The sequence below is a fragment of the Alicyclobacillus sp. SO9 genome, from assembly GCF_016406125.1.
GTDB lineage: Bacteria > Bacillota > Bacilli > Alicyclobacillales > Alicyclobacillaceae > SO9.
In genome coordinates this window covers 4551435-4576430 of sequence record NZ_CP066339.1, presented here as the reverse complement: position 1 = coordinate 4576430, position 24996 = coordinate 4551435, and the positions used below count along the sequence as shown (strand labels likewise).

At 44.4% G+C, this 24996-nt stretch carries 19 protein-coding genes and 3 pseudogenes; 20 read left to right on the top strand and 2 right to left on the bottom strand.

What is annotated here, in order from left to right:
* Nucleotides 1–60: 60 nt before the first annotated feature.
* The 13 genes and pseudogenes from GI364_RS21285 (at nucleotide 61) to GI364_RS21235 (ending at nucleotide 10944) form a co-directional block, all read left to right on the top strand.
* A complete protein-coding gene (locus GI364_RS21285; protein ID WP_370541805.1) occupies nucleotides 61–954 on the top strand; it encodes an ABC transporter ATP-binding protein in 894 nt (297 codons plus the stop codon).
* Between the two features lie 381 nt (nucleotides 955–1335).
* Nucleotides 1336–2325 carry an IS66 family transposase gene (locus GI364_RS21280; RefSeq protein ID WP_198851184.1) on the top strand — a complete coding sequence of 330 codons (990 nt, stop codon included), beginning with the start codon at nucleotides 1336–1338 and terminating at the stop codon, nucleotides 2323–2325.
* Nucleotides 2250–3056: a tyrosine-type recombinase/integrase gene (locus GI364_RS21275; protein WP_198851183.1), complete on the top strand. Its 807-nt coding sequence runs from the start codon at nucleotides 2250–2252 to the stop codon at nucleotides 3054–3056. The genes GI364_RS21280 and GI364_RS21275 overlap by 76 nt, the downstream gene beginning before the upstream one ends.
* Nucleotides 3049–3186 carry a transposase zinc-binding domain-containing protein gene (locus GI364_RS25530; protein WP_370541804.1) on the top strand — a complete coding sequence of 46 codons (138 nt, stop codon included), beginning with the start codon at nucleotides 3049–3051 and terminating at the stop codon, nucleotides 3184–3186. The genes GI364_RS21275 and GI364_RS25530 overlap by 8 nt, the downstream gene beginning before the upstream one ends.
* Nucleotides 3170–3808, top strand: a pseudogene (locus tag GI364_RS21270) (transposase); the annotation flags it as partial. The gene GI364_RS25530 and the pseudogene GI364_RS21270, both read left to right, overlap by 17 nt.
* A 51-nt stretch (nucleotides 3809–3859) precedes the next feature.
* Nucleotides 3860–4009 (top strand): annotated as a pseudogene (locus tag GI364_RS25525) (transposase domain-containing protein); the annotation flags it as partial.
* A gap of 339 nt (nucleotides 4010–4348) precedes the next feature.
* Nucleotides 4349–4951: a TetR/AcrR family transcriptional regulator gene (locus GI364_RS21265; RefSeq protein WP_198851181.1), complete on the top strand. Its 603-nt coding sequence runs from the start codon at nucleotides 4349–4351 to the stop codon at nucleotides 4949–4951.
* Nucleotides 4952–4965: 14 nt separating this feature from the next.
* Nucleotides 4966–5616: a 3,4-dihydroxy-2-butanone-4-phosphate synthase gene (ribB, locus tag GI364_RS21260; protein WP_198851180.1), complete on the top strand. Its 651-nt coding sequence runs from the start codon at nucleotides 4966–4968 to the stop codon at nucleotides 5614–5616.
* A gap of 11 nt (nucleotides 5617–5627) precedes the next feature.
* Nucleotides 5628–6884 (top strand): lysophospholipid acyltransferase family protein, encoded by a 1257-nt coding sequence (locus tag GI364_RS21255; RefSeq protein WP_198851179.1) that lies wholly within the window; start codon nucleotides 5628–5630, stop codon nucleotides 6882–6884.
* Nucleotides 6857–9106: an MMPL family transporter gene (locus GI364_RS21250; protein ID WP_198851178.1), complete on the top strand. Its 2250-nt coding sequence runs from the start codon at nucleotides 6857–6859 to the stop codon at nucleotides 9104–9106. Before GI364_RS21255 ends, GI364_RS21250 begins: the two co-directional genes overlap by 28 nt.
* A gap of 12 nt (nucleotides 9107–9118) precedes the next feature.
* The gene (locus tag GI364_RS21245; RefSeq protein ID WP_198851177.1) at nucleotides 9119–9751 is read left to right on the top strand and encodes a hypothetical protein; all 633 of its coding nucleotides are present in this window, start codon (nucleotides 9119–9121) and stop codon (nucleotides 9749–9751) included.
* Entirely contained in the window at nucleotides 9742–10485 is a 744-nt protein-coding gene (fabG, locus tag GI364_RS21240; RefSeq protein WP_198851176.1) for a 3-oxoacyl-[acyl-carrier-protein] reductase, read from the top strand. Before GI364_RS21245 ends, fabG begins: the two co-directional genes overlap by 10 nt.
* Before the next feature lie 21 nt (nucleotides 10486–10506).
* A complete protein-coding gene (locus tag GI364_RS21235) occupies nucleotides 10507–10944 on the top strand; it encodes an SRPBCC family protein (RefSeq protein ID WP_198851175.1) in 438 nt (145 codons plus the stop codon).
* Nucleotides 10945–11772: 828 nt separating this feature from the next.
* On the opposite strand, the gene GI364_RS21230 is transcribed toward GI364_RS21235, so the two are convergent.
* The gene (locus tag GI364_RS21230) at nucleotides 11773–12510 is read right to left on the bottom strand and encodes an N-acetylmannosamine-6-phosphate 2-epimerase (protein ID WP_198851174.1); all 738 of its coding nucleotides are present in this window, start codon (nucleotides 12508–12510) and stop codon (nucleotides 11773–11775) included.
* Nucleotides 12511–12855: 345 nt separating this feature from the next.
* Nucleotides 12856–13728 carry an N-acetylneuraminate lyase gene (locus GI364_RS21225; RefSeq protein WP_198851173.1) on the bottom strand — a complete coding sequence of 291 codons (873 nt, stop codon included), beginning with the start codon at nucleotides 13726–13728 and terminating at the stop codon, nucleotides 12856–12858.
* A 217-nt stretch (nucleotides 13729–13945) separates the two neighbouring features.
* Here GI364_RS21225 and nagB point away from each other — a divergent pair, with 217 nt between their 5' ends.
* From nagB to GI364_RS25520, 7 genes and pseudogenes are all read left to right on the top strand, one after another.
* On the top strand, nucleotides 13946–14695 hold the full coding sequence (gene nagB, locus GI364_RS21220) for a glucosamine-6-phosphate deaminase (protein WP_198851172.1): 750 nt from the start codon (nucleotides 13946–13948) through the stop codon (nucleotides 14693–14695).
* Nucleotides 14692–15879, top strand: coding sequence for an N-acetylglucosamine-6-phosphate deacetylase (gene nagA / locus GI364_RS21215; protein ID WP_198851171.1), 1188 nt, complete (start codon nucleotides 14692–14694; stop codon nucleotides 15877–15879). Before nagB ends, nagA begins: the two co-directional genes overlap by 4 nt.
* Nucleotides 15880–18005: 2126 nt before the next feature.
* The gene (locus GI364_RS21210) at nucleotides 18006–18818 is read left to right on the top strand and encodes a TnsA endonuclease N-terminal domain-containing protein (protein ID WP_198851170.1); all 813 of its coding nucleotides are present in this window, start codon (nucleotides 18006–18008) and stop codon (nucleotides 18816–18818) included.
* Nucleotides 18811–20973 (top strand): Mu transposase C-terminal domain-containing protein, encoded by a 2163-nt coding sequence (locus GI364_RS21205; protein WP_198851169.1) that lies wholly within the window; start codon nucleotides 18811–18813, stop codon nucleotides 20971–20973. Before GI364_RS21210 ends, GI364_RS21205 begins: the two co-directional genes overlap by 8 nt.
* On the top strand, nucleotides 20970–22670 hold the full coding sequence (locus GI364_RS21200; protein WP_198851168.1) for an ATP-binding protein: 1701 nt from the start codon (nucleotides 20970–20972) through the stop codon (nucleotides 22668–22670). Before GI364_RS21205 ends, GI364_RS21200 begins: the two co-directional genes overlap by 4 nt.
* Nucleotides 22648–24540 carry a TnsD family Tn7-like transposition protein gene (locus GI364_RS21195; RefSeq protein WP_198851167.1) on the top strand — a complete coding sequence of 631 codons (1893 nt, stop codon included), beginning with the start codon at nucleotides 22648–22650 and terminating at the stop codon, nucleotides 24538–24540. Before GI364_RS21200 ends, GI364_RS21195 begins: the two co-directional genes overlap by 23 nt.
* Nucleotides 24506–24973: pseudogene (locus tag GI364_RS25520) on the top strand (TniQ family protein); the annotation flags it as partial. The gene GI364_RS21195 and the pseudogene GI364_RS25520, both read left to right, overlap by 35 nt.
* Nucleotides 24974–24996 lie beyond the last annotated feature (23 nt).

Genomic DNA, 24996 nt, shown 5'->3' with positions numbered 1-24996 from the left:
AAAAAATACTATCCTGTTCTAAGTAGCTTTCTTCGTAGAAATATTGGGAGCGTTAAAGCTGTGGATGATGTTAGCCTTGATATAAAAAGGGGAGAGACCTTAGGTATAGTGGGCGAGTCTGGCTGTGGAAAATCCACTCTTGGCCGGACTATGATGTTGCTTGAACGTCCGACGGCTGGTGAACTGATGTTTAACTTTGATGGATATAAAAGAGACATCACCAAGTTGAAACCGAAGGAGATATTTGATTTTAGAGGTCGGGTTCAAATGGTGTTTCAGGACCCGTATTCCGCTTTAAATCCTTCAAAGAGAATTATTGAGGCTTTTGATGAACCATTAAAAATACATGGGTACTCTGATCGGAAAGAAAGAATGACCATGATTATTGATGCGCTAAATATGGTCAATTTGACTGAAGACTACCTATATCGATTTCCGCATGAGTTTTCGGGGGGACAAAGACAGCGAATCAATATTGCTCGAGCGTTATCTATCAGGCCAGAGTTGATCATTTGTGATGAACCTGTCTCCGCACTAGATGTCTCTATTCAAGCCCAGGTACTGAACTTAATGAAAGAAATCCAGAAAAGGCTTCGTTTAACCTACGTATTCATTGCGCATGATGTGAGTGTAGTGCAATACATCAGTGATCGAATTGCCGTTATGTATTTGGGTAAAATTGTTGAAATTACTGATTCCACAGAACTCCATCTTAATCCTTTACATCCTTATACAAAAGCCTTATTGTCAGCTGTGCCTGAGCCTGTAATCAATAGACAGAAGCAAAGAATAATCCTGCAGGGAGATGTGCCAAGTCCAATTAACAGACCTTCGGGTTGCCCCTTTCACACTAGATGTCCTAAGGCAATGGATTTCTGTTCTGAAGTTGAGCCAGATCTAGTCCAAGAATCCTCAAATAGTAGTCACTATATTGCTTGCCATCTGTACCGTTAGATGTACCGCAGGCACTTCCGTTTTTAAAAGAGGTTTGGAACTACTATAGGAGATTACATTAACTAGCCCACGAGCCAGAGTTGAAATTATGGGATTGAGCTTTATAGCGCAATAATCTCACAACAAAAAGAGCGCCACAGTTAAATGTTGCTGGCAGTGAAGATCCAGGCAGGCAAGTGTGACCAATGCTGAACCAATTTGCATAGCAAAGGGATCGAGCAATATCACCTTGGACATTAGAATAAGAATATTACGAGCGTTTGACGTAATACTATACGAAAAATTTTTTGCCGGATGGAGCCTGCGCTTGTTCCCAAGCGGCAACAAACCGTTATAGCTTATGGATAGGTCAGCGGTAATGCCACAGAAGAGACTGCTGCATTGCAGCAAGAAAATACAACATTAAAGCATGAAGTAGGCGAACTGAAGTCTAAGGTGGAGTGGCTGGAAGAGAAGCTCCGCCTGGCTCAACATAAGCGTTTTGGTGTCTCCAGCGAACACACCGACTTGGATTCCTTGCAGACTCGGCTATTCAACGAAGCGGAAGCACAGGCAGACCTTGAAACCGAGCACGCCGCCGAAGAATTCGAGGAAACCGTTACTTACCAACGAAAAAAGAAACAACCCTGTCAGTGGGATGAACTGCTAAAGCACTTACCGGTTGACCGCATTGAATACCGTTTACCTGAGGCAGAACAGGTCTGCTCCTGCTGTGGCGGGCCCATGCATGAAATGAGTGAAGACACCCGACGGGAAGTGAAGATCATTCCTGCTCAGGTAAAAGTGGTGGAGCATGTGCAATACATCTATGGTTGCCGCCACTGTGAACATAACGAAATTCATACACCCATCGTGAAAGCACAGATGCCAAAACCGGCGATTGTGAGAAGTTGGGCGTCTCCATCGGCACTGGCCTACATCCTGGATAAGAAATACGTACAGGGCATGCCATTGTATCGCCTGGAGCAACAGTTTGAACGTCAGAAAACCCTACTATCCCGGCAGACGATGGCCAACTGGGTTCTGTATGGAGCGAATCAATGGTTGACCAAAATCTACGAGCGCATGCATGAAGAGTTACTGGGCAGAAAGTACCTTCATGCAGATGAGTTATGCAAAGCTTTGCATAACTCATCTTGGACTAAACTGCTAAACCGCTACGCGGTGGCAAAAAATCGTCCTTGGCGGGACTATTTTCCTATTAGTGTTACTTTCCTTACGTATGCGATTCTTCTAAGATTCACGCTATGCGGTGTCGAGTGTCACTGCAAAATGAATCTTGAGGAGAATGCCACATGGAGAGTCAAAAACAAGCGTTACGAAGGATGGCAGAAGACATCCGTATGCGGGGATTGTCATCAAACACTTTAGCGAGCTATACCATGCATGCTCGGATTTTTCTAGAGTTTTGTCAACGCCCTGTGGACCACTTGGATGCAGAAGATATTCGCCAATTCCTATCACATCTAGTCAATGAGAAAAAGCTATCGTCTGCAACGGTAAACGTTTATAGTGCTGCTATCCGATTTCTCTTCGCTGTCACTTTGAACCGTACGTTGAATTATCTCCAGATTCCGCGTCAAAAGAAGCGTAAAGCCCTCCCTGAAGTGTTAACCCGTGAAGAAATGGCGTCCATTCTGGACAGTTGTCAAAGCCTTAAACACAAGGCTATGTTGATGACAGTATATAGTTCGGGACTACGGGTAAGTGAAGCTGCGGCCCTTAAAATTCAGCACATCGATTCTAAAACCATGCGTATATTTGTGCGGGGTGGAAAAGGAGGCAAGGATCGCTATACTCTGCTCTCAGTTGCTTGCAACGTCTCCCATATTACGTCCGATGGTATCAGCAATGCTTTTAATAAAGCGGTGAAAAAGGCCGGCATTACCAAGCATGTGTCTACCCATACACTGCGGCATTCTTTTGCTACACACCTGCTAGAAGACGATGCCACATTGTTACAGATTAAAGCTCTACTTGGACATGCCAGTATTCAATCCACTACGGTCTATTTACATTTGGCGAACGTGACATCAGGTATTGTTAGCCCGTTAGACAACCAAAGTGTGTATAGAAACTCTGAGGCTTATTCACATGCCTGAGTTACAAGATATTTTTTCACAGTACGGTGAAGGCTATCAGTTCGCCCATTCGCTTTCCCCCGAGCAACGAAAAGTGGTTCGAGCCATTCAAAACTGTAGAACCGCTGCCTTGGGTGGAACATGTGGATGAATGCGATGAGTGCGGTTTTACACGTATATCCTACAATTTCTGTCGTAATCGTCATTGTCCAAAATGCCAAACGCTCACGAAAGAGCGGTGGATCGAGGCCAGAAAGGCCGATTTGTTAGACAATGTCGGATACTTTCACGTGGTCTTTACCCTGCCAGACCTGTTAAATCCGGTCGCTTACCAGAACCCCAAGGAAGTCTACGGCATCTTATTCAAAGTTGCTGCGCAAACGCTGTCCGAACTCGCAGGCGATCCGAAATACCTGGGCGCGAAAATTGGACTCACTGCCGTTCTTCATACGTGGGGACAAAACCTCATGCACCACCCCCGTGTACACTGTATCGTACCAGGCGGCGGACTCACCACGGACGGTAAATGGGTGTATTCAAGAAAAAAGTTCTTCATCCCCGTGAAGGTGCTGTCACGAAAATTCAGGGGAAAGTTCCTTGATTACCTGAAACGGACAAAGCTCGAATTTTATGGCTCCATGGTGCATTTACGAGAGCCTCATCGGTTCCAGGATTGGATATCCTCTCTGTACCGTAAAGAATGGGTAGTGTATTGTAAACCACCTTTCAAGAACGCAGGACATGTCCTAGAATATCTGGGCCGATATACCCATCGTGTTGCAATTTCCAACAACCGTATTGTTCGTGTGCACAATGGTATGGTGACATTTAAGGAAAATGGTCTCAACCCATTTACTTATCTGGAGTATCTGTTTGAGCAATTGCCAAACCTGGACGAGAGCTCTACAGACCCCTTAAACCGTCTACTGCCTTGGTCCGATGACTTACCAGAGCAAGTTCGACATCGGCGATAAACAACTTACGCAACAGCCCCGCCGGACAACCGGCGGGGTTCTTACATTCTCTCACATTCGATTTGAGAGTGCGACGTGCCTTTAGTTTGACGCTTACGTCTAGTGATTGACATGGGCGGTCATAGTGGTACTCGTGAATGAATTCGCCAATGCATACCTGTATGATCGGCCTGATGATTTGCCTGCGTTACATTTGTCTTTCGGATTTTATTTAAAAGTTGGGGGAAGGTTTACGGTTGAAGATTAGATCTTTCGCTGACTTTCTGAGTATGGATTGACATAAAAAAATGTTGGCAGTAATATATGGGTGACCAGTCAGTCAATGTTAAGGAGGTTTATATGGTTTCCAGAGATCAATCTGCTAAAAGGGAAGAAATTCTGCGGTCTGCTGCAGTGGAGTTTGCTGAAAAGGGATTTGAAAAAGCAAACATCAATCATATCTCTATCAACGCTGGAATTGGGAAAGGAACCATTTATCTATATTTCAAAACGAAACAGGAACTTTATTTAGCAACCATTCAGACGATTGTAGACCAATTTAATGACATGGGAACTCAGATTATGCTGCTGGACATTCCACCCATTGAAAAGATTCACTTGATTGTCCGTACACTGTTTTCCTTTACAAAGGATGAATCTTATCTTCCTTTTTTGAAAATATGGGCAAGGCATCAATTTCAAAATGATCCGGTGTTTCCCGAAGAGGTATCGAAGATATTTCAAGACCTTCGTCAACCTCTTTGTGAAATCATACATGATGGTGTAGAAAGGGGGGACTTCCATACATCCAACTCGACAGCAATTGGGTACGTAATTTTGGAAATGATTGTGATGCTGATGCCTGAACTCCAGCCGCCTTATGCAATCCCGATGATGGAACATGAAGATCGGATTCCATTTGTCATGGAAGTTGTGCAAAAGGTACTTCAAACCACCAATTGATCGGAGGAAAACAAATGAAATTCGATTCAATCGAACGTGCGTTGGAAGTGTTACGTCAAGGAAAGTTGATTATTGTGTCAGATGACGAAGGCAGGGAAAACGAAGGGGATTTGGTGTGCGTTGCCGACTTGGTAACACCAAAGAACATCAATTTTATGATCACAGAGGGTCGAGGTCTTGTGTGTATGCCCATCAGTTCGGCCATTGCCAAGCGGCTGGAATTGCCATTCATGGTGGAAAAGAACACAGAAACCTTTCAGACCGCCTTTACAGTGACCATTGATGCACAACCTGAATTTGGTGTCACGACTGGAATTTCTGCATGGGACCGTGCAAGAACGATTCATGTTGCTTTACGGGAAAACGCTTCTGCAAATGACTTAGTTCGTCCAGGGCATATCTTCCCGCTGATTGCAAAGGATGGAGGAGTTTTTGAACGCAACGGTCATACCGAAGCTGCGACGGATTTGGCACGTCTTGCAGGGTACCAGCCTGCCGGAGTGATTGTTGAAATTATCAAGCCGGATGGCACTATGGCTAGACGAGATGACTTGTTTGAATTCAAGGAACAGTACGATATGCCGTATATCACTATCGCAGATTTGCGGGAGTATATGGAACGAAACGGAGCCTATACGCCAAAACACGATCTTGCTGTTCGGTAGGTGAAAATCTCATGATCGGTACTCTATCTCGAAGTGTGATTGTACGGGTGACTGGTAGATGGTTTCTTGGAACCGTACAAGGAGAAGAAAACCTGCCAACGTCCGGCGGCTTTCTCTTGGTTGCCAATCATTCAAGTTTCATGGACCATTTCGTCGTTGCAACAATTCTAAAACAGTACCGTCAGTCCAGGGTGTACTATTTAACGAAAAAAGAAGCGTTCATTCATCCTTTATCACGGATGTGGCATCTGTCCGTAGGGTGTATTCCACTCAACCGTGAATCTGCGGATACGGCTGCGTTTCGAATGGTACTCAAATACCTTTCAGAAGGAAAGATTGTGTGCATTTATCCAGAAGGAACACGCAGTCCTACAGGGATGATGCTTCGCGGCAAATCTGGAGCAGTAAAACTGGCCTTACTCGGGAAAGTCCCAATTGTTCCCGTAGGATTAAACGGGACCTTTGATATTTTACCGAAATATCGACTTGTGCCAAGGCTTCACCGTGCCACTGTTGAAATCGGAGTCCCCATTTTGCCCGAGTCTTTCGGGAAAAAGGGAGATGAATTAGAACAGGCGACAAGTCATATCATGGCGGAGTTGTCTCGGCTCAGTCATCAAATGATCGATGACAAAAGCACCTCTCCAGAGAATCCGACAATAGAAGAACGGATTCATATTGCGCGACAGTGGAATGAACTCGGAATTCATCCGACACCTAGTACTCCGTTTTCACCGGAAGTCCTGCACGACAGAGCAAAGTATATCTGTGAAGAAATTCTCAAAGAAGACCGGCAGAACGCCGATGCATATTTTGAACTTGGCAGAGCCTATGGGAGATTGGCTCTCATCAGTAAGACGACCAAAAAATTGCGATGGATGATGAAGGCACGAAAGATGTTTCGCAGAGCATTGTCTTATGACGAGAACCATGCACACGCTTTATATGCACTGGCCATGTGGCATATGGAAGTTCCCAAATGGCTGGGGGCAAAGAGAGAAATGGCGTTGCAGTTGTACCAACAAGCGGTAGAATGCAATCCAGACGAGGTTTTCTTGTATATGGGGTTGGCCAAATGCCAAGTGAAATTGGGAAGAGTAGATGACGCCATGAAGACACTGGAGAAGGTGTTACAAGTACCATCGCATTCCCATCATGACGTACGGAGAAAAATCGAAGCCTTAGCACAGATGTTGAGAATAAACCCTGAATACAGGCTAGAGAGTGGGTTGATGAAACAGTGTTTCAAAAACTTAGCAACTGGGTGACTGGTCACCCGAAAACATTTATTGGAGTTTGGGTGGTTGTGTTGTTGGCATCTGTGTTGTTTGCCCAAAAACTTCCCAATGAGCTGACAGCAGGGGGATTCAACAATCCCAACAGTGAGTCTGCGATGGCGCAAACGGTGTTGCAATCCAAATTTAGCAACCAGTACCCACAAAATATGATCATTGTACTCAAAGATAAGAACTACACCGTTTCACAACAGCCATTTCAGACAGAAGTGAACGCAGTTGCTACGGCGCTGCGTTCTAACGCTTACGTGGCGAATGTGAAAACCTATTATCAAAATCACAATGCAAACCTTGTGGGGAAAGATAAGCACACAACGATCATCGACGTAGGTCTCAATGCCACAGAAACACAGGCGGATAACTTAATGCCTGCCTTCCAACACATTGTAAAAACTCAGGTGAAAGGTGGATTCAACTGGTGGGTGACAGGTTCCCCGGCATTAAATTATGACCTTAATGCCACAACGAAACATGACCTGACTTCCGCAGAAATGATTGCCTTTCCTCTCATGATCGTCATTTTATTACTCGTTTTTCGGTCCGTTATTGCGGCCATTCTGCCACTGGCTATGGCGATGGTGGCATTACCAACAACCATGGCTATAGCGTATGGATTTGCAAGTCATGAACAGTTAAATACCCTCCTTACGAACGCTATCAGTATGGTGGGTCTGGGGGTAATCGTAGACTACGCATTGTTTATCGTGAGTCGGTATCGCAAAGAACTGGCGCAAGGAAGAGAGGTTCGGGATGCCGTACGAAAAGCAGTAGAAACGGCTGGACGTTCTGTCTTTTTCTCCGGTATGACGGTGGCCATCAGTTTGTCATCTCTATTTCTACCGCGCATTATGATTTTCAATTCCATTGCCATCGGGGGCGTCATCGTTGTTGTTCTCGCGGTTTCCGTCGCACTAACACTGCTGCCGGCAATTCTCACGCTGTTGGGACATCGAGTGAATGCGCTTCGCCTGCCTTTTGGGAGAAAAGGTTCATCAGGGCGTTGGGAACGATTTGTTCATGCGCTTATGAAAAAACCAGTTTTGTTCTTGGTTCCTGCGGTTTTGATCTTAATGGGACTTGCGTACCCTTCATCCTCACTGCGAATGCAGGTTCCCGTAGCATCTGCTTCGATTCTTCCAAAGACCAGTATGTCACGCCAGGGCTTAGAGGTCGTCAAGAACCAATTTGGTGAGCAGAACATCTTTCCGATTCAAGTTGTCCTGACGAGCAATAACGGAACAATGACGTCTACCAATCGGTTACAGACAATCCATACGATCACAAAGAAGATTGCTTCGCTTTCCAACACAAAAAGTGTTCACAGTCTGACCAATTGGCATCCTGGTTGGACTATCGCTCAGTATCATCAAGCCTATCTTCACTGGAGCGTTCTCCCATCTCAAGTTCAGAACCAACTGGGAAACCTTGTGAACCACAATAAGGGTTCAACAACATCTGTTTTGATTGTCGGATCAAAAGCCCCGGCTGATAGCGTAACCACGCATCAGTTGGTTCAACAAATTCGTATCCTATTAGATCAATCAAACCTCAGATCTATTCATGCGTATGTTGGTGGGCAAACAGCAACGGGACTCGATTTTGACCAAAAAGTACTGCACAGTTTTCCAATCATTATTGTGAGTGTGCTTATCATCAGTTTCTTGGTGCTTCTATGGTCTTTCCGTTCCATTATATTGCCCATTAAGGCACTGGTCCTTAATTCTCTCGTCACCTTGGCGAGTACGGGCTTGCTCGTAGAAGTCTTCCAGCGTGGAATCTTTGGAAAGATTGATACGTTTAATGCCATCAATTCGGTCACACCAGTGGTATTGTTTGCCGTTCTGTTCGGACTCAGCATGGACTATGAAGTCTTCATCATCAGTCGAATCCGAGAGTTTCATGACAGAGGTGTTACCAATGAACAAAGTATCGCCCGGGGAATTGCAGACACGGCCGGCCTGGTCAACGGTGCAGCCGCCATTATGGTTGCGGTGTTCGCTGCATTTGCGACGGTTCAGGTTGAAGTTGTGAAAGAATTAGGATTTTCACTGGCCTGTGCGATTTTACTGGACGCTTTGATTGTTCGGACCATTCTTGTTCCATCCATCATGAAACTTCTTGGTAGGGCTAATTGGTGGGGGTCTTTTCACTGGAAGCCTGTTGAATCAGAGATTGAACCTCAAGAATTGGGGTAGGGGAGGAAGTTTATGCTCTATACCATTGGGTTAGCGAAATTGTCTGGTGTTCAAATGCAGCCTTGGACAGAAGAATGTTCTTTAAAACACGACGACGTACTTATGATCAATGAATCAGGCCATCGTTGCGTATGGGGCAATATGGCATCCTTGAATGCCATGAAATTGCAAACTGTATTACCTACAGCAAAGCAAGTTGAAGAAATCGAGCGTTTCCTTGAAGAAGGAGGGACTCTTTTCACATCAATTGTTGACCCTGATGTAATACAAACTGTATTCGCAACGCGGGAAGAAGTGGATGGGTTTGAGTGTGAAGCCCTTTATAGCACTGTGGACGAAGGAGAATTAGTGAAACTCCTTATTCCGCCGTATCTCTGGATTCCAAAAGCCTATGCTTCGATTGCTGCTCAAGCCTACAACATCTTTCAACACACTATTTCTGAGAAAGAGGAATGTGTTCAGGGGTCATTTGAGTATGTGCTGATAAAATCCGTTTCGTACTTGAAATATTCGATTGGGGAAAACGGTGGGAAGATTGTGTTTTCCTCCATACTTGCAAACGCCATGAAACAAACGGATGTTTTGAACTTACTGCGTGCCGCAGATCATCACGAACAAGAACAGGTGAGAGTTGAATGTTACTAGACGAAAAAGTAGCCATTGTCACGGGTGCCTCAAGGGGGATTGGAAGGGACATCGCCAAAGCGTTTGCACAACAAGGGGCAATGGTGGCGTTGAATTACACGAAGAATCAAGAAGCCGCAGAGGATACGCGGGACGAAATCATCAAAGGGGGGGATAAGGCATTTCTCGTTCAGGCAGACGTGTCTTTAGAACAGGATGTGCAATCTATGATGCAACGCATCATAGAGAAGTACGGACGAGTGGATGTTCTGGTCAATAATGCGGGCATTACAATGGACAATATCCTTATGAACATGTCCGTTGAACAATGGGATGGCGTAATGGCCACGAATCTGCGCGGTCCGTTCCTATGTACCAAACATGTGATACGAAAAATGATGCGACAACGTGCTGGAAAGATTATTAATGTGTCGTCCATTAGCGGTGTTCTGGGTAATGCGGGGCAGGCGAATTATGCCGCCTCCAAAGCAGGGTTAATTGGATTAACGAAAGCCATTGCACAAGAGTATGGCGCAAAAGGCATCACTGCAAATGTCATTGCGCCTGGGTTAGTGGATACCAATATGAGTCGGCGGGTTCCTGAAAGTGTCATGAATCAAAAACTGGAGGAAGTGTTGCTCAAAAGACCGGGGTCAACCTCAGAAATTGCGTCGGTCGCTGTATTTCTTGCATCAACTCTTTCTGATTACATCAATGGTGAATTGATTCGAGTCGATGGGGGCATTCGATTTTAGAAATAAGAGGGAGTGATTCAGTTGGCAACCAGTGAAACAATTCAAATTAAAGTGCCGTGGCAACAGGTATGGAATACGATTTGTGACGTCACTAAATGGCCGATGTGGAATGGTGCTTTACAAGAAGTCAGGGAGACAGAAAATCTAAATGAATTCTCTGTTCGCGTTCGCGGGCTTGGATGGGTGAGATGTCGAGTTGTGAATCAGGATCGTAACAAACAGTACTTTCAGTATCAACTTTCAGGTAAGGGAAATCAGGAAACCGGGACGATTGAATTAAAAAAAGATTCCGAACAGACAACCGTAGTCGTCTATACAACGGAACATCGTGGATGGTTGCGAAAGATTGTTCCACTGGAATCGATGTCCAGTTGGCGCATTGGTCGTTTGAAGGAATTGTGTGAGACAAATCGTGTTTTCAATATCAACGGACCTGGATTTGCTCACGAATCCATATAGAAGGTAGAGTGATTTTGCTTGAAATGCTGTTTGAGAATTTTCTCAGCAGCATTTCTTTTCTCTTCCGTAAGAACTTGAGTAAAATATCTCTCTATGATTTAAGAAACATGAAAGGTCGTGCAAGTTTATTCGATGCAGTTGTCGTGGTGAAACGCGATAGGACATTGATTAAGTTGGCCTATCTGAAACCTGGTGAGTTATGGATAGAACTAAGGATGAAAAGGCAATTGTCGAATAGGGATACGGGAAGAAGCGTATTCATGCGCAGAGTAGACGGATGTGAAGAATCAAGTGCGAACGGAAATAGCTTGAAGAGAAAATTGCCCAATTGTGTGGCTCTAGGTAAATTCTCAGAGTTCCTACTAACTGCGGGGATTCTCAATAGTTCCTGAAGTTCTTATCTCCCTGTGGATAAGTTGGGTGATTCTTTGTTTTGGATTTCGTAGCGAACGATCTATGGAACTTTTTGATTTGGCAAAAAGCCATTGCTATTTAGTAACACGCTCGTTGAAGCTAGAGCTAGCGCCTCTACTCAGGGTATTGTCGACACGGTGAAGAAAGAGATCTGAACCTACTTGTCTATTTGGAGTATATCTTTGAATAATTCCCAGATGAGTTTAACAAGGGGCCGCCTAAAATAATTGGGTATAATGATTCTCTGTCTGTAAGTGATATTGCAAGAAACTTAGGACTGAATGAAAACATAAGCAAACAGATCACCATAAGATAAAGCGAGATAGGACTCATCCTAAAGAAATGAGTATGTATGGAAAGTTCCATAGTAAGAGATTGAGTCCCTACCGTCGCTTGCCAACTGTGCAGTGGTCCTTAGTTAGTAGAGGAATTGATTGTGAATCCGTTACAGTATCCATCTATTGGGTGTTGCATTCCTTTTACAAAAGTCCGTGTAATCTGTTGAGGCCGGGTGATAGCCCCTCCAACAACTACAGACCATGCGCCAAGATTCAACAATTGGCGGGCTTGTTCCGGGGTGCTTATCCGTCCCTCTGCAATTACAGGAAGCGTGAATTCCCTCGCGAGGAATTCTACTAAATCCATGTCAGGAGCTTCAATTTTTGGACTTGAGGAAGTGTACCCAGACAATGTCGTTGACACCATATCTACTCCTGCTGAAATCGCATGTGTAGCATCGCTATCCGTTGCGACATCCCCCATAACAACCATTTCGGGTGCTTTTGCTTTGATATACTGAACCAATTCAGCAAGCGTATTGCCATGTGGCCTCTTCCGATCTGTTGCATCCAATGCGATACAAGCAATTGGTTCGTCTAGCAAAGCGTCCACTTCTGTTTGTGTTGGAGTAATAAAGACATCGCTGTCTTCATAGTTGCGTTTAATCAATCCTATGATCGGTAAATGTGTGGCTTGATAAATGGCCCGAATATCAACAACGGAGTTGCTTCGAATTGCAACGGCTCCGCCCAGTTCACATGCTAGAGCCATTTTTGCCATCACTACATCTCCAAACAAAGGCTCACCTGGTAATGCCTGACAAGAGGCTATCAGGTTCCTATGAATAAGTTTAAAAAATTTTTCCTTATACATCACGGTCACCTAGATCCTTTCGAAGCACACTCCATCTGCGAATCGGGGAGCTCATTCAATTCTAATTGGCTATATTTCTAAGCCATTCTTCCTTAGAAGTAATACTGTGGTTTCTCATTGATTTGTTCTTCTCGTTAACATGAAAAATGTGGATTTTATAGCTATCTCGTGTGAAAGAGATTGTTGTGCATCTGAAATTATTTAATTTTGATGCATGTGGTGTCTCCACACAAACATTGATTGTAATTCAAACTCATTTGATTGGATATTTCCAAAAAAATATCGGTCGAGAAACGGCATTGCCAATGAAACTTTTGTATATATTGCAATAAATTCTCTTCTCGTTTAGAGAGAGAATTTTTGTACTAGTTCTTCGACCTCACTATACCGACTCTTATCAAACTGTTTCATCGGTGCGCGGCATATACCTGCTTCAATTCCCTTAGTTTTTAGAATCTCTTTAAGTACTTGGTACGGACCTCCTAAATCCATGATTCTTTCGATTAGATCATTGGTTTCGTTTTGTACATCTATCGCTGCCTTTAAATCTTTCTTTTGGAGGAGCTCAAATATTCTCTTGGCACGTTTTCCATTTACGTTAAATGTGCTCCCGATAGCGCCATCAACTCCATAGACGACTGCGGGTAAGAGCATTTCATCAAAACCTGAAAAGACCAGTTTGTTAGAAAAGTATCGTTTAATTCGTTCGAGTAAGTAAAAATCGGCAGATGTAAATTTAACTCCAACAATTTTGTCATTCTGGAATAGCCTATCGAACTGGGAGAGTGACATACTAACTCCCGTGAGGGATGGGATAGAATAAATGAGCATGTCTTCCCCCGTCTCACCGATAATGGAATCGTAATAATATTCTACTTCTTTAAAGTCGAATTTGTAATAAAATGGTGTCACAGCAGATAGACAGTTGTAATCTAACGACGCTGCAAATTTACCCAGTTCAATCGCTTCATGCACATTAATGGAGCCAACTTGAGCAATTAATTTTGCTTTATCTCCAACTTCGTCTTTCACGATTTCAAAGATCAGTTTCTTCTCGTCGGTAGAAATCAGAAAATTTTCTCCAGAACTACCATTTACATATAGCCCATCAACGTGGCAGACGTCCAAATTGTGACGAATTATCTGTCGTAGGCCGCTTTCAATTATCTTACCGTTTTTGTCATATGGTACTATCAAGGCGCTGTAAATTCCCTTCACATCGTGTCACCTCATTCTCTTTAGAACTCCCTAGCACATTACGCTTGGTCTTTATCTACAAGAATAAACCTAACCTAAATAAAAGTAAATATCCGTTTTATTGTTTTATTAAGAAGGAAATATCCGTTATAATAAATACTATTATTATCTTAGGCTGTTGCAATGGAATTCTACCTAGGTAAGTCGACATAATTTTTAATTTGAATGGAGGACTATTATGAGAATACGTATCTTTGAAACCCCCAGTGAAGGCGGACTATATGTAGCAACATTAATGGAGCAGACCGTGCTGCGTTTGGATGAGCCAGTATTGGGTCTTGCAACTGGTAGTACGGTGTTGCCCTGCTATGCTTCATTTGTACAAATTTCCATGTATGGACTTGATATGTCACAAACTAGTACATTGAACCTTGATGAATACGTTGGTCTAGACTCTGAACATCCACATAGCTACCGATATTTCATGGAAGAAAATCTATTCCGTCGGTTACCTATTCGTCCAAAAGAAAGTTATATTCCGTCTGGTACAGCTGATAATCTTGATGAAGAATGCCGAAGATACGAGGATATAATTTCAAAGAACCCCATCGACTTACAAATATTAGGGATAGGTGTAAATGGACATATTGGCTTTAATGAACCAAATCAATCCCTACTTTCGACGACACATGTGGTGGACTTAACTGAAGACACCATTAACAATAACGAGAAATTTTTCCGAGATACAGATAATATGCCTAAACGTGCAATCACAATGGGTGTTCAAGCAATACTACGATCAAAACAAATTGTACTCATGGCATTTGGAGAATCAAAGAAAAGAGCCGTGGTCAATTCTATAGAGGGAACTATACGTACTGAAGTTCCGGCAAGTATATTGCAGTTGCATAACGACGTGATATGGGTTCTCGATAAAGAAAGCGCATCGTTACTAGATTTACAAATGATAAAGGGTGTAAATGTATGATAAGCGAAACTTCTGGGTTGGCCTTTTATAAGGCACGTTTAGTTCTTAGTGATAGGCTAATTGAGAACGGTTGGTTGTTTATCAAAAATGGAATTATCCATGACATTGGGGACAGTGAATACCTACCTCAATCCGTCATTGATGAAGCAACGGATTTGATTGATGTAGGAGGACAATGGATATTACCTGGCTTCATTGATATTCATGTACACGGTGGGGATGGGTATGACGTAATGGACGGTAGTGTTAAAGCGATCCAAGCAGTTGCTATCTTTCATGCCACACGAGGAACGACCGGTTGGCTCCCTACCACATTGACGGCACCAATTGACGACCTTAAAAATGTTTTAACCTCCGTAAGCTCTGCTGCGACGAGTTCGTGTAAAGGTGCACAAATTCTTGGTGTTCATTTGGAAGGGCCATTTATCTCTCCAGAGCGGTGTGGCGCTCAAAACCCAAAATATGTGATTACACCATCAATAGACATATTGCAACAATTAACGGAGATTTCTAAGGGATTAGTGAAAAAAGTTACCATTGCACCTGAACGGCCGTATGCTATCGAAGTTATTCATTGGATGAAGAAACACGGAATAATCGCTTCCATTGGTCATACCAATGCTACCATAAAGCAGGCGATGCTAGGTGTTTCTGCTGGTGCTAGGCATGCCACACACCTGTTTAATGCCATGCGTGGATTGCATCACCGCGAAGCCGGAACGGTTGGGGCTATGCTATTGTCCGATGATGTTATATGCGAGTTAATAGCGGATGGGAATCACGTCACTGCAACGGTGATGAAATTAGTTTATCATCTCAAAGGTCGAGAAAGAATAATTATCACCACCGATGCGATGTCTGCAGCAGGAAAATCGGATGGTACTTATAGTCTGGGTGACCTTGACGTAACTGTAGAGAATGGTTTAGCCGTACTAACAGATAGTCACAACTTAGCAGGTAGTACATTAACTATGGATGCAGCAATCCGCAACATGGTTGAGTCAGTTAACGTGAGTCTAGTGGACGCCGCATACATGGCTTCGATGGTACCTGCAAGGGAACTTGGATTGGGCGAGAAGAAAGGATCAATTGCAGTTGGCAAAGATGCTGATCTCGTGATAATGGACGAACATCTTCATGTTGTAGCGACTTGGATCGGTGGTCGACAGGTCTTTAAGCAGTGAAATATTTAGTGGAATATAAATTGTATTGCCGTGATACACTCCAAATCCATTTATGATTACATGACTCTCCTCCCGTAAGTACTTGACACGTCATGGCATCCGAAAACAGAAAATAAATTTGAAGTTAACCAATTTAATCTTGAGGACGAATGTGGCATTTGTATCGGATTCAGTCTTGCATGTTCATGCATGAGGTGTAGTTATGTGGATTCCGCTCAGTTATTTGCAGTATTGAAATTGGCGATTTTATGTGCCAATGTATCAATAGGTTCCAATTTTTTCATCCGCCCATGTCCTTTTCGCCCATTTGTAAGCAGTTGGTAGTGAGAGAGTCATTGAGGTTAGGTATCAAGATCTCGGCTCGGACAAAAAAGCCTGAAATCTCATTACTCGGAGGAACCTTTGGTACAACATCGAGTGTTATCGTTTTTGCAGAATTATAGGATATTTTGGCTTCTGGAATTAGGCTCTGGGTACGAGTCTACAGATGAAGGTATAAAAGTCCATAGTATCAGAATATACGGATGCGGGGCAGGGTGACAATGCGCATATTGTCATAGGGAAAGGGGGTGCGGACTTGATTGAAGACGCACACGCGCAACCTGTGATTCCCCATGAGCCTTTGACTGACCAGATTTGTTCTGCGCTCTTCTGTACATGGGAATGTCCTGCTTGAATATTAGTAACAGCTGCGATCACCTAGCTCACTGTACAAGTGGACTCCCCTATTTCGTGATTTCGTTATTTGAAATCTTCTCGAAAACTAGATGTAAGGTAAAGTGAAGTCAATTCGCTCAAGTAACTACGTTGCAGAAGATGTTCATTCTGATGAGGATGTGATTTCTCCAAATTCAGCAGCAACTGTATTGCGGTATACAATGCTCGTTCCCCTGTAATTGGCAGGGCTCATTAGCTCAGAGGAACTAACTTCCCCGCAGTACTACCGGATCTTGCGCCCTTTTATTGTAGAAACCGAAAATGAACCGTCCAAATTCTCCTAGAGAAATTCGCATTCAGTGTTTAAAATCATAATTCTAGACGCACACTATTTCTAGCACGCACGTCTGCTCAAAGCCGCACCCTATGAAAGGGGGCCAAAATCGACGAGACGTGTGCGGATCAAGCAGGAAGTGCGCGGTCCGAAACCTCTATAATCCCAGTCGCGGCAAGGAATGTAGCATTCTAGTATATACGCGCACGTTTGAGGGGCGTGTGGGTAACACAACACATGTCACGGTGACCTTCCCGACGGCGACGTCAATTTTGCGATGGTTTGTCGATATAAGCGAATTATTCAAGCAACCACCCAGTAGTATACAACTTTATTCTTCGATTTTTAAGCCCATTTAATTTGTGCGGGTCGTTTAGTATACAACTTTAATTTTGAATGCTGATCTCCCGCATGTTTAAAATGTTTGAAACAGGGCTTCTGGAGTATACAACTTTAATTTCTGCGATCAGGTTTGTGTGGACTTACAACCAAGTTCTTACCTGTTACATTAAGTTGTTACCTGTGACAATCAAGTTCTTACGTTATGTTGCTGGATGTTTGAAACTCGAATTGAATGGATAACTGAGGACATGAAGTTGGATAGCACGGGTGAATTCGGCTCAATAGTCTGAGCTCACTCGTGCTTATAAGGCCCTCGTGGGAGTCTGGCAAACTCATAGGCCGGCGGCTTTGGTGCTAGAGATATATGGAGGAGCAGCATACTGAGTAGTGTTAGAGGGGATAGCAGAACCCATTCTCCTGAATCATCTAGTTCGAACAAAGGTATATAGTTGGTTCAAATTGCCTAGACTTAACACATGCTCGCTAATACGTGGGTGGTGCATAATATGCTTTTAGACATGCGTATCTATCTATCAAACTATAGAGTTCAATTTTTGAAAACCGTCCTGGAAGATCCCGGGGCGGTTTTTTTATGAGCAAATTATAACGTGAAATTAAAATCGTCTATTTTCGATAAAAACGAAGTTGGCGTAGGTTTTAAGCGCTGAGTGAGCGTCGGAAAATGTGGTATACCCCGTTACTCCTTGAACTCATTACTGGTTTGCGGAGATGGGCATGTGAGTCAATAGAAAGGGGTGATTTGTATGATATTTGCCTATATGGAGGTGAAAAAGTGGCTAAACGTAAACGCGAAGAGCCGGAGATGCAGCGCCGAGGAAAGAATCAGGTAGAAGGGCCAGACTATGAACCGTACATAAAGGTACAAGACATACCATCCCTCGGTAGATCGACCCGCACTACGCATCCCAAGGCTCCATGGGTTGGAAATCTTTTGTCTGATATAGAAACCGCGTATCGGATATTGCTGGAGTGGTCAGATTGGGTTGAAGTTCCCTATGACCAATACGCACTGGAGCAGGAGGAAACCCTTAAGATTGCTAATGCGATTGGCGTAGAGCATCCTAGACACCCAAAGACAAAAGAATACACTGTCATGACAAGCGATTTTGTAATTAAAACAACTGATGGACGTACTGTGGTCTGGAGTGTCAAAGCCCACGATAAAATATCAAAGCGTGACGTTGAGAAACTTGAAATAGAACGGATATATTGGACCGCTCGGGGAGCCTCCTGGTGGCTTGTTACAGAAGATAATCTACCCGATGTGTTGGTTACAAACTTAAAAGGTATAAGAAAGACGATTCACATTGAGGATTACGGCCTCTCTTTTGAGCAAGTTGAAAGAGTATGTCGAGTTGCAGAAAGAAATTTTGAAAAGGGGTTGGCTATGAGAGACTTGGCATCGTTAGTGGATGAGTTATTAGGCTATCCAGAAGGTACAAGCCTTACTATATTTCGACATCTAATTGCGACGAAACGTTGGGTTGTCGATATGCTACAACCGATTGAACCGACGAAACCTTTGCATATCGTTAAGACCCGACACAGTGAATCAGATACCAGGAGGTGGGCTGAAAGTGATTGATTTAGTTTCTGGAATGGTGTTGGATTGGACGACTAGCGACGATGATATACGGCTAACACGGATTTTGTGGGTTAATCCGAGACAAAACTCCCTTGTCGTATTTGATATGAAGGAACCAAACGCAAAACCTGAATTTGTGAGAATCAGTGACCTGACTGCACTCTTGGAAGCAGGCCAAGTGAAGGTGACCAAGTTTGTAAGCGAAAAGAGTTTGGCTCAAGAGAACTTAATAAAGGATACCTATCGACGCCGTAGGGAAAGAGCATGGGATGTGATTAAGGATATGGTGAAAGAAGAGCCAGCAATATATGATGAGCATAGCAGATGGGCTATGATCCAGGAATGCAAACAACGAACTGGTGTTAGCCATCAACAAATATATAAGTGGCTACGGCGATATTGGCATGACGGTAAAATAGTTAACGCCCTCTTACCAAATTACAAGTCTTGCGGTGGTAGCCGGGTCACAGAGCAGAAAGCTACAAAGGTCGGTCGGAAGAGTATGAGGGCAAAGGCAATCCCTGAGTTCGAGGGAATTCCCGTTACACCCGCGGTCGAGAACGCGTTTGAAGTGGCGATTAATAAATGGTACTACAAAGGCTCAGGTCTCCCACTCACTAAGGTTTATCGCAAAATGTTAGAGAAATTTTTCAACGATGGGTATGTGGAGAAAGATGGGAACATGGTGGCCCAACTTCTCCCCGAGGGAGAACTACCAACTATGCGACAGTTTCGGTATTGGTACGAGAAGAACGGTGACCGCGAGAAGGCATTACGAGCTCAATACGGTTCTGTAACGTTCGAAAAGGAGTTTAGACCTAAACTCGGCAATACAAATCATGAAGCACAGGGACCAGGCCATGTGTTTCAGATAGATGCGACAATCGCAGATATATGGTTGGTTCACCGCGTCAACAGAGACTGGCTTATCGGAAGACCAATACTGTACTTCGTTATTGACTTGTTCAGCCGTCTCATTGCAGGGTTATACGTCGGTTTGGAAGGACCAAGCTGGTTAGGCGGCATGATGGCTGTGGAGAACGCTGCATCTGACAAAGTAGCGTATTGTGCATCGCACGGGATTGAGATACGCCCAGAAGAATGGCCTGCGCAACATGTTCCAGAGATACTCACAACCGACCGCGGAGAATTCGAGGGAACTAGGCCAACTCACTTAGTACAAACATTACACACGGACGTGCAAACGCTTCCCCCCTATAGGCCAGACTGGAAACCGGTTGTCGAACGTAGTTTTGGACTTGTCAACGAAGAGGCGATTAAATGGGTGCCTGGGGCTATTCCGCATCGCATACAGGAGCGAGGCGGACGCAAGTATCCTCTTGATGCAGTGTTAGACATTGAGGAATTTGAACAAGTAATGATTCGTATGGTCCTCAAGTATAACAATCACCATGTTCTGTCTCACTATCAACGGTCTAGGAACATGATAATGGACGATGTACCACCTGTCCCGATACATCTGTGGAATTGGGGGAGAAAGAACGAGTACAACGGGTTACATACCTTTCCAAAGGACATTCTGCGTTTGAATCTCTTGCCGTCAGAGAATGCTCTCATTACGCAGAAAGGCATTCGTTTTCGCAACCGATACTATGTGGGAGAGACTGCTCTAAGAAAACAATGGTTTGTAGGCGGCGTCAAGAGCCAGTCCTTGCCCATCCACTTCGACCCGCGTAATATCGACGAAATATACGTTCGCTTGAATGATGGGAAAGGTTTCGAGGTCTGTCACCTAGCGGACATTTATTCGCCATACAGAGGACTACGCGACGAGGAAGCTCGTGACATCGACTCCTATGAAGAGACCATCATGAATCCTACTCTGAAATTTGACGAATTACAAGCTGGCATAGAGCAGGACACACATATTGATGAAATTATTCGAGAGGCAAAGAAGAAAAGGAAAAATATCCCCAACAAGGAAATGAAGAAGGAAAATGTTCGGGAGCATCGCTCTGATCAAAAGGCGATTGAGCGCCAGAACAGTTCCTGGCATCTGGGACGGACATCACATCAACAACCAAGTAAAATCGTTCAATTTCCTGATGCTCCGACGCCGGGCGAAGTTGACGATGCAGATTACAGCGACCTCATTGCGGATATAACAGACCTTGGAGATGGGGGTAAAGAATGACACACAAACCACTTCATAATCTCATTGGAACCATTGAGCCAGCAAAGTACACTCAGCAAATACACGAGGATTATCGGGGAAATCCACTTATTGAAGCGCTGCCACCGATCATGAGTCCTGAGGAAGTCCTCCGATACATGTCAAATAAACCTAAATTTTCAGAAGTGGAAAAAGAACTCTTGCCCTACCTTAGATTACACTGTGTTATGCGGCTAGAGGATTTTCTGCATCCTCTTAATCGACATGTGAATCTGGAACAAGATCTTTCTGTCTTGGTCCGAAGGGGATATTTATCCCGTAATCCTTTAACTCCAAATCATGCCCGGATGATGAGACATATTGCACTTGCTCTTCGAGACCCTAAAGTAGCGGAGATGGAACTAAATAAATTTAAGATCCCGACGTCCACGGCGAGCGCACGAAGTATAGTTGGATTGTCTGGAATTGGCAAGAGCACAGCTGTTGAGAGAATCCTCATGCAGTATCCGCAGGTAATCCTACATGAAACGGAACACCTCCGACATACTCAAGTCGTATGGGCTAAAATTGACTGCCCTCCGGATGGGTCGCTGAGGTCACTTTGCTTAGATTTTCTACAGGTATTTGATGACTTGTTTGGTACTCGTGAAGCGGAACGGCTTGCCCCTCAACACGGGATAACCACAAGTATTTTGCTCGGTAAAATGAAACTGACGGCATTTAATCACAGTCTGGGCATATTAGTGATCGATGAAATTCAGAACTTAAATCAAGCAGCCAGCGGTGGAAAGGAGAAGATGCTGAATTTTTTTGTCGAGTTAGCCAACACAATTGGTGTACCCGTGCTGTTGATTGGGAATCCAAGTATTGAAAAGACTTTCCACGGTGAGCTTAGAGATGGACGGAGATTTCCAGCGATGCCAGGATGGACAAGGCTTAAACCGAAAACCAAAGACTGGAAACTATTTTTGTCTAACTTATGGAGGTACCAGTGGACAAGGAAATTTGCTCCGTTGAATTCTCAACTTGAGGGTGTCATATACTCAGAAACTATGGGTATTCCGGATTTGATCGTCAAGCTCTTTGCCATCGCCCAGATACGCGCAATGACCTCTGGCAAAGAAGCACTGGATACCCATCTTTTACGTAACACTGCAAAAGAGTATTTTTATCATCTACATCCTGTTTTAACGGCGATTCGTACAGGCAAGGACTTGGAGAAATATCCTGATATTGATCAACCGATAGTTATCAAGGACTTTGTTCAAGAAGCCGTCGAGAACCTGGTCGAAGAAGGGAGTATTCAAACAGAGTCAGACCCAGAGCAAGAGGTCATTGAGTGGCTAATCGCAGTGGGACACAGTGAAGCCACCGCAATCCGAGCTACCAGCCAAACTAGAGACGATGACCTAAATAGATGGAAGAGAGAGGCGCTTAAAGCGTCAGATGCCATGCTTGATCAAGCTAACAGCATGTCCGGTAAAGCTGCTAGTGGCATGGTGAGACTCGGACAATCGGCTGACAATTTGCCCGTTCGCAAGAGCACTCGTAAGAAAAACTCTTCAACATCGAGTAACACCCCAATGATTAATGCCGTTAGAAAAGGGAAAACTGACAAAATGACGCCGTACGCATCGTTGGTTCGAGCTGGATTTGTTGCAGACCCAGTTCAATTCATTTTGTCAGGTGAGCTTCGTGCTAAGGATCTACCCGGATGAGTTACTTGTTGGATTGATTGCTCGCTACCACATCTATTCTGGTCACAGCAGCTTCAAGGAGAGCGTTCGTAAGGCTTTTGGATTGGAAGGGGTGCGCCCATCAGTGCATCTTCCCTCCCATTTATGTAGGTTAGAGCAGCAGGGTCACTTTGATAAATCAGCGGAAGCGCTAATTATGGAGAATACGCTCTTTCCCTATTACTGTTCCTTTCTTCACCCACGAATGGCTGAGCGCGTCAAACAAGACATGCTTCATGATGGAAACCTAAGTGTGTATTTGGAGTCTGGATTAGTTGCTAGTCGTGTTCCCCTTGGTTTGCAAATGGTTTGGTGTCCGCTCTGTGTTGAGGATGATATTCAAACATACGGTGAACCATACTTGCATCGGGTCCACCACATTCCGGGTGTTAAGGTTTGTCCCAAGCATTCAGTGAAACTACGTAGCAAATGTCCCCATTGTGACAGCGCTCCATATCAACGGGGAATTCAGGAGTTTCCCTATCCACTGACCGTATGTACCTGCGGGCATTCTCTATTGGTTCCAGAGCGGAATAACGATCCTTTGCTGGCCCGATTAGCCTCAGATAGTCAGTTTATCCTCAATAACACTGCACCCTGGGACTCGCTCGAATTCCTTCGAGAACGTTATATTAATGCTCTCTATAAAATGGACTTGGCAACTCCCAAGGGTTCTATACGCCAAGCTGCACTTTATGAACGGTTTATGCGGCAGTTTCCCCAAGCCTTTTGGACGGAAGTTGGCGTGGGTGCACCGATTAAGGATAATGAATGGAGTTGGCTTCGGGAATTAACCCGGAAGCCCAAGAAGGCTCTCCATCCAATGCTTCATATACTTCTCATCGAATTCCTCAGTGAAGACGCTCCCAGATTCTTCAGTCGATCGCGGTTTACACCTTTTGGTCGTGGCCCGTGGCCATGTTTGAACAAGGCTGCCGATCATCACATGCAGAATGTCGTCGAAGACTTGACCATAACCATCTGTAGCGATACCCGGCGACCGGTGGGTACATTTCGTTGTAATTGTGGATTTACCTATTCTCGTCGTGGACCAGATCGTCGTGAAGAGGACCGCATACGATTCGGTCGAATTAAAGAATTTGGGCATGTATGGGAGAACAAACTTCAAACTCTAATTTCTCAAGAAGGTTGGAGCCTTCGTGGGTTGGCACGGGAATTAGGCACTGACCCAAAGGTTATAACTATCCGGTTAAATGAGCAGATAGTGCCCCCGGAGAATTTAGAGTCAACAGTCGTATCGCAACTTGAACTGCGGAGACAGAGATTCACGAGTATCATGTACGGAAACCCAAGTCTTTCCCGCACGCAGCTTCGGCATATGGATAACAGGGATTATCAATGGCTACTCCGTCATGACCGACAATGGCTAGAGCAAATGTTACCGCGGCCATTGACAAATGTGGCAACCAATCGCCCAAGGGTCGATTGGCGAGCTCGTGACCTAGCGATGAGTCACGTTGTTGAGAAAACTGTACAGCAAATCATTGACGAGCGAGAGAAGCCCGTTAGGGTAACAGTTGGACGGATCGGTAGAGTGTGTGGTAAAAAGTCTATGTTAGAAAAGTGTCTAAGCAAATTGCCGCTGACCCAACAAGTATTAGATGATCATATGGAGACTGTCGCTGACTTTCAGAAACGTAGAATCAGGCGGGCCGTTTCGTATCTCCTTGGTCAAGGAGAACCAGTTGCGGAGTGGAAAGTCATGCGACTGGCAGGGCTGAGCAACCCCATGGATCAGGGTGTTCAGAAATGTCTGCGTGAAGCAGTTGATCTAGCTTGCCCGACGCAGGTAGGTAATGTTCCGAGAGGTGAATTTCATGAGTTGGATTGAGCTTCCTCGCCCTTATCCTGATGAGATACTATATAGTGTGATTGCTAGATGGGTCCTTCGCACTGGCTTAACTTCAGATCACGACATCTCGATGAAATTGTTTGGGCGCCGAAGCCACACAGTATCAATTCAAATGCCATCTTATCTACGGATTCTCAAGAAACGCTTAAAGAGCTCGTTTACAGTAGATTACCTGGTGGAGAATACTACACTATTCCGGTACTACGCGACATTCATGACTCCAGAGAAGCAGGCAGAGGTTCGAAACTTAATGTTGGATGATAATCCTCGTAATGCTCTTCGCTCGATAGTCGACCATTCTAAGGCTCTATATTGCTGTCCTCAGTGCGTGGTAGAAGACGTGAGTGTGTTCGGTGAGTCATACTGGCACAGAGTACACCAAATACCAGGGGTATTTATATGTCCGAAACACAACGCTGTTCTTCTTGGCTCCTG

Bases quoted from the DNA above. Each gene is read 5' to 3' on its own strand.
- GI364_RS21265 (WP_198851181.1), top strand. From the start codon at position 4,349: ATGGTTTCCAGAGATCAATCTGCTAAAAGGGAAGAAATTCTGCGGTCT.
- nagB (WP_198851172.1), top strand. From the start codon at position 13,946: ATGAGAATACGTATCTTTGAAACCCCCAGTGAAGGCGGACTATATGTA.
- nagA (WP_198851171.1), top strand. From the start codon at position 14,692: ATGATAAGCGAAACTTCTGGGTTGGCCTTTTATAAGGCACGTTTAGTT.
- GI364_RS21255 (WP_198851179.1), top strand. From the start codon at position 5,628: ATGATCGGTACTCTATCTCGAAGTGTGATTGTACGGGTGACTGGTAGA.
- ribB (WP_198851180.1), top strand. From the start codon at position 4,966: ATGAAATTCGATTCAATCGAACGTGCGTTGGAAGTGTTACGTCAAGGA.
- GI364_RS25530 (WP_370541804.1), top strand. From the start codon at position 3,049: ATGCCTGAGTTACAAGATATTTTTTCACAGTACGGTGAAGGCTATCAG.
- GI364_RS21200 (WP_198851168.1), top strand. From the start codon at position 20,970: ATGACACACAAACCACTTCATAATCTCATTGGAACCATTGAGCCAGCA.
- GI364_RS21230 (WP_198851174.1), bottom strand. From the start codon at position 12,510: ATGTATAAGGAAAAATTTTTTAAACTTATTCATAGGAACCTGATAGCC.
- GI364_RS21275 (WP_198851183.1), top strand. From the start codon at position 2,250: ATGGAGAGTCAAAAACAAGCGTTACGAAGGATGGCAGAAGACATCCGT.
- GI364_RS21245 (WP_198851177.1), top strand. From the start codon at position 9,119: ATGCTCTATACCATTGGGTTAGCGAAATTGTCTGGTGTTCAAATGCAG.
- fabG (WP_198851176.1), top strand. From the start codon at position 9,742: ATGTTACTAGACGAAAAAGTAGCCATTGTCACGGGTGCCTCAAGGGGG.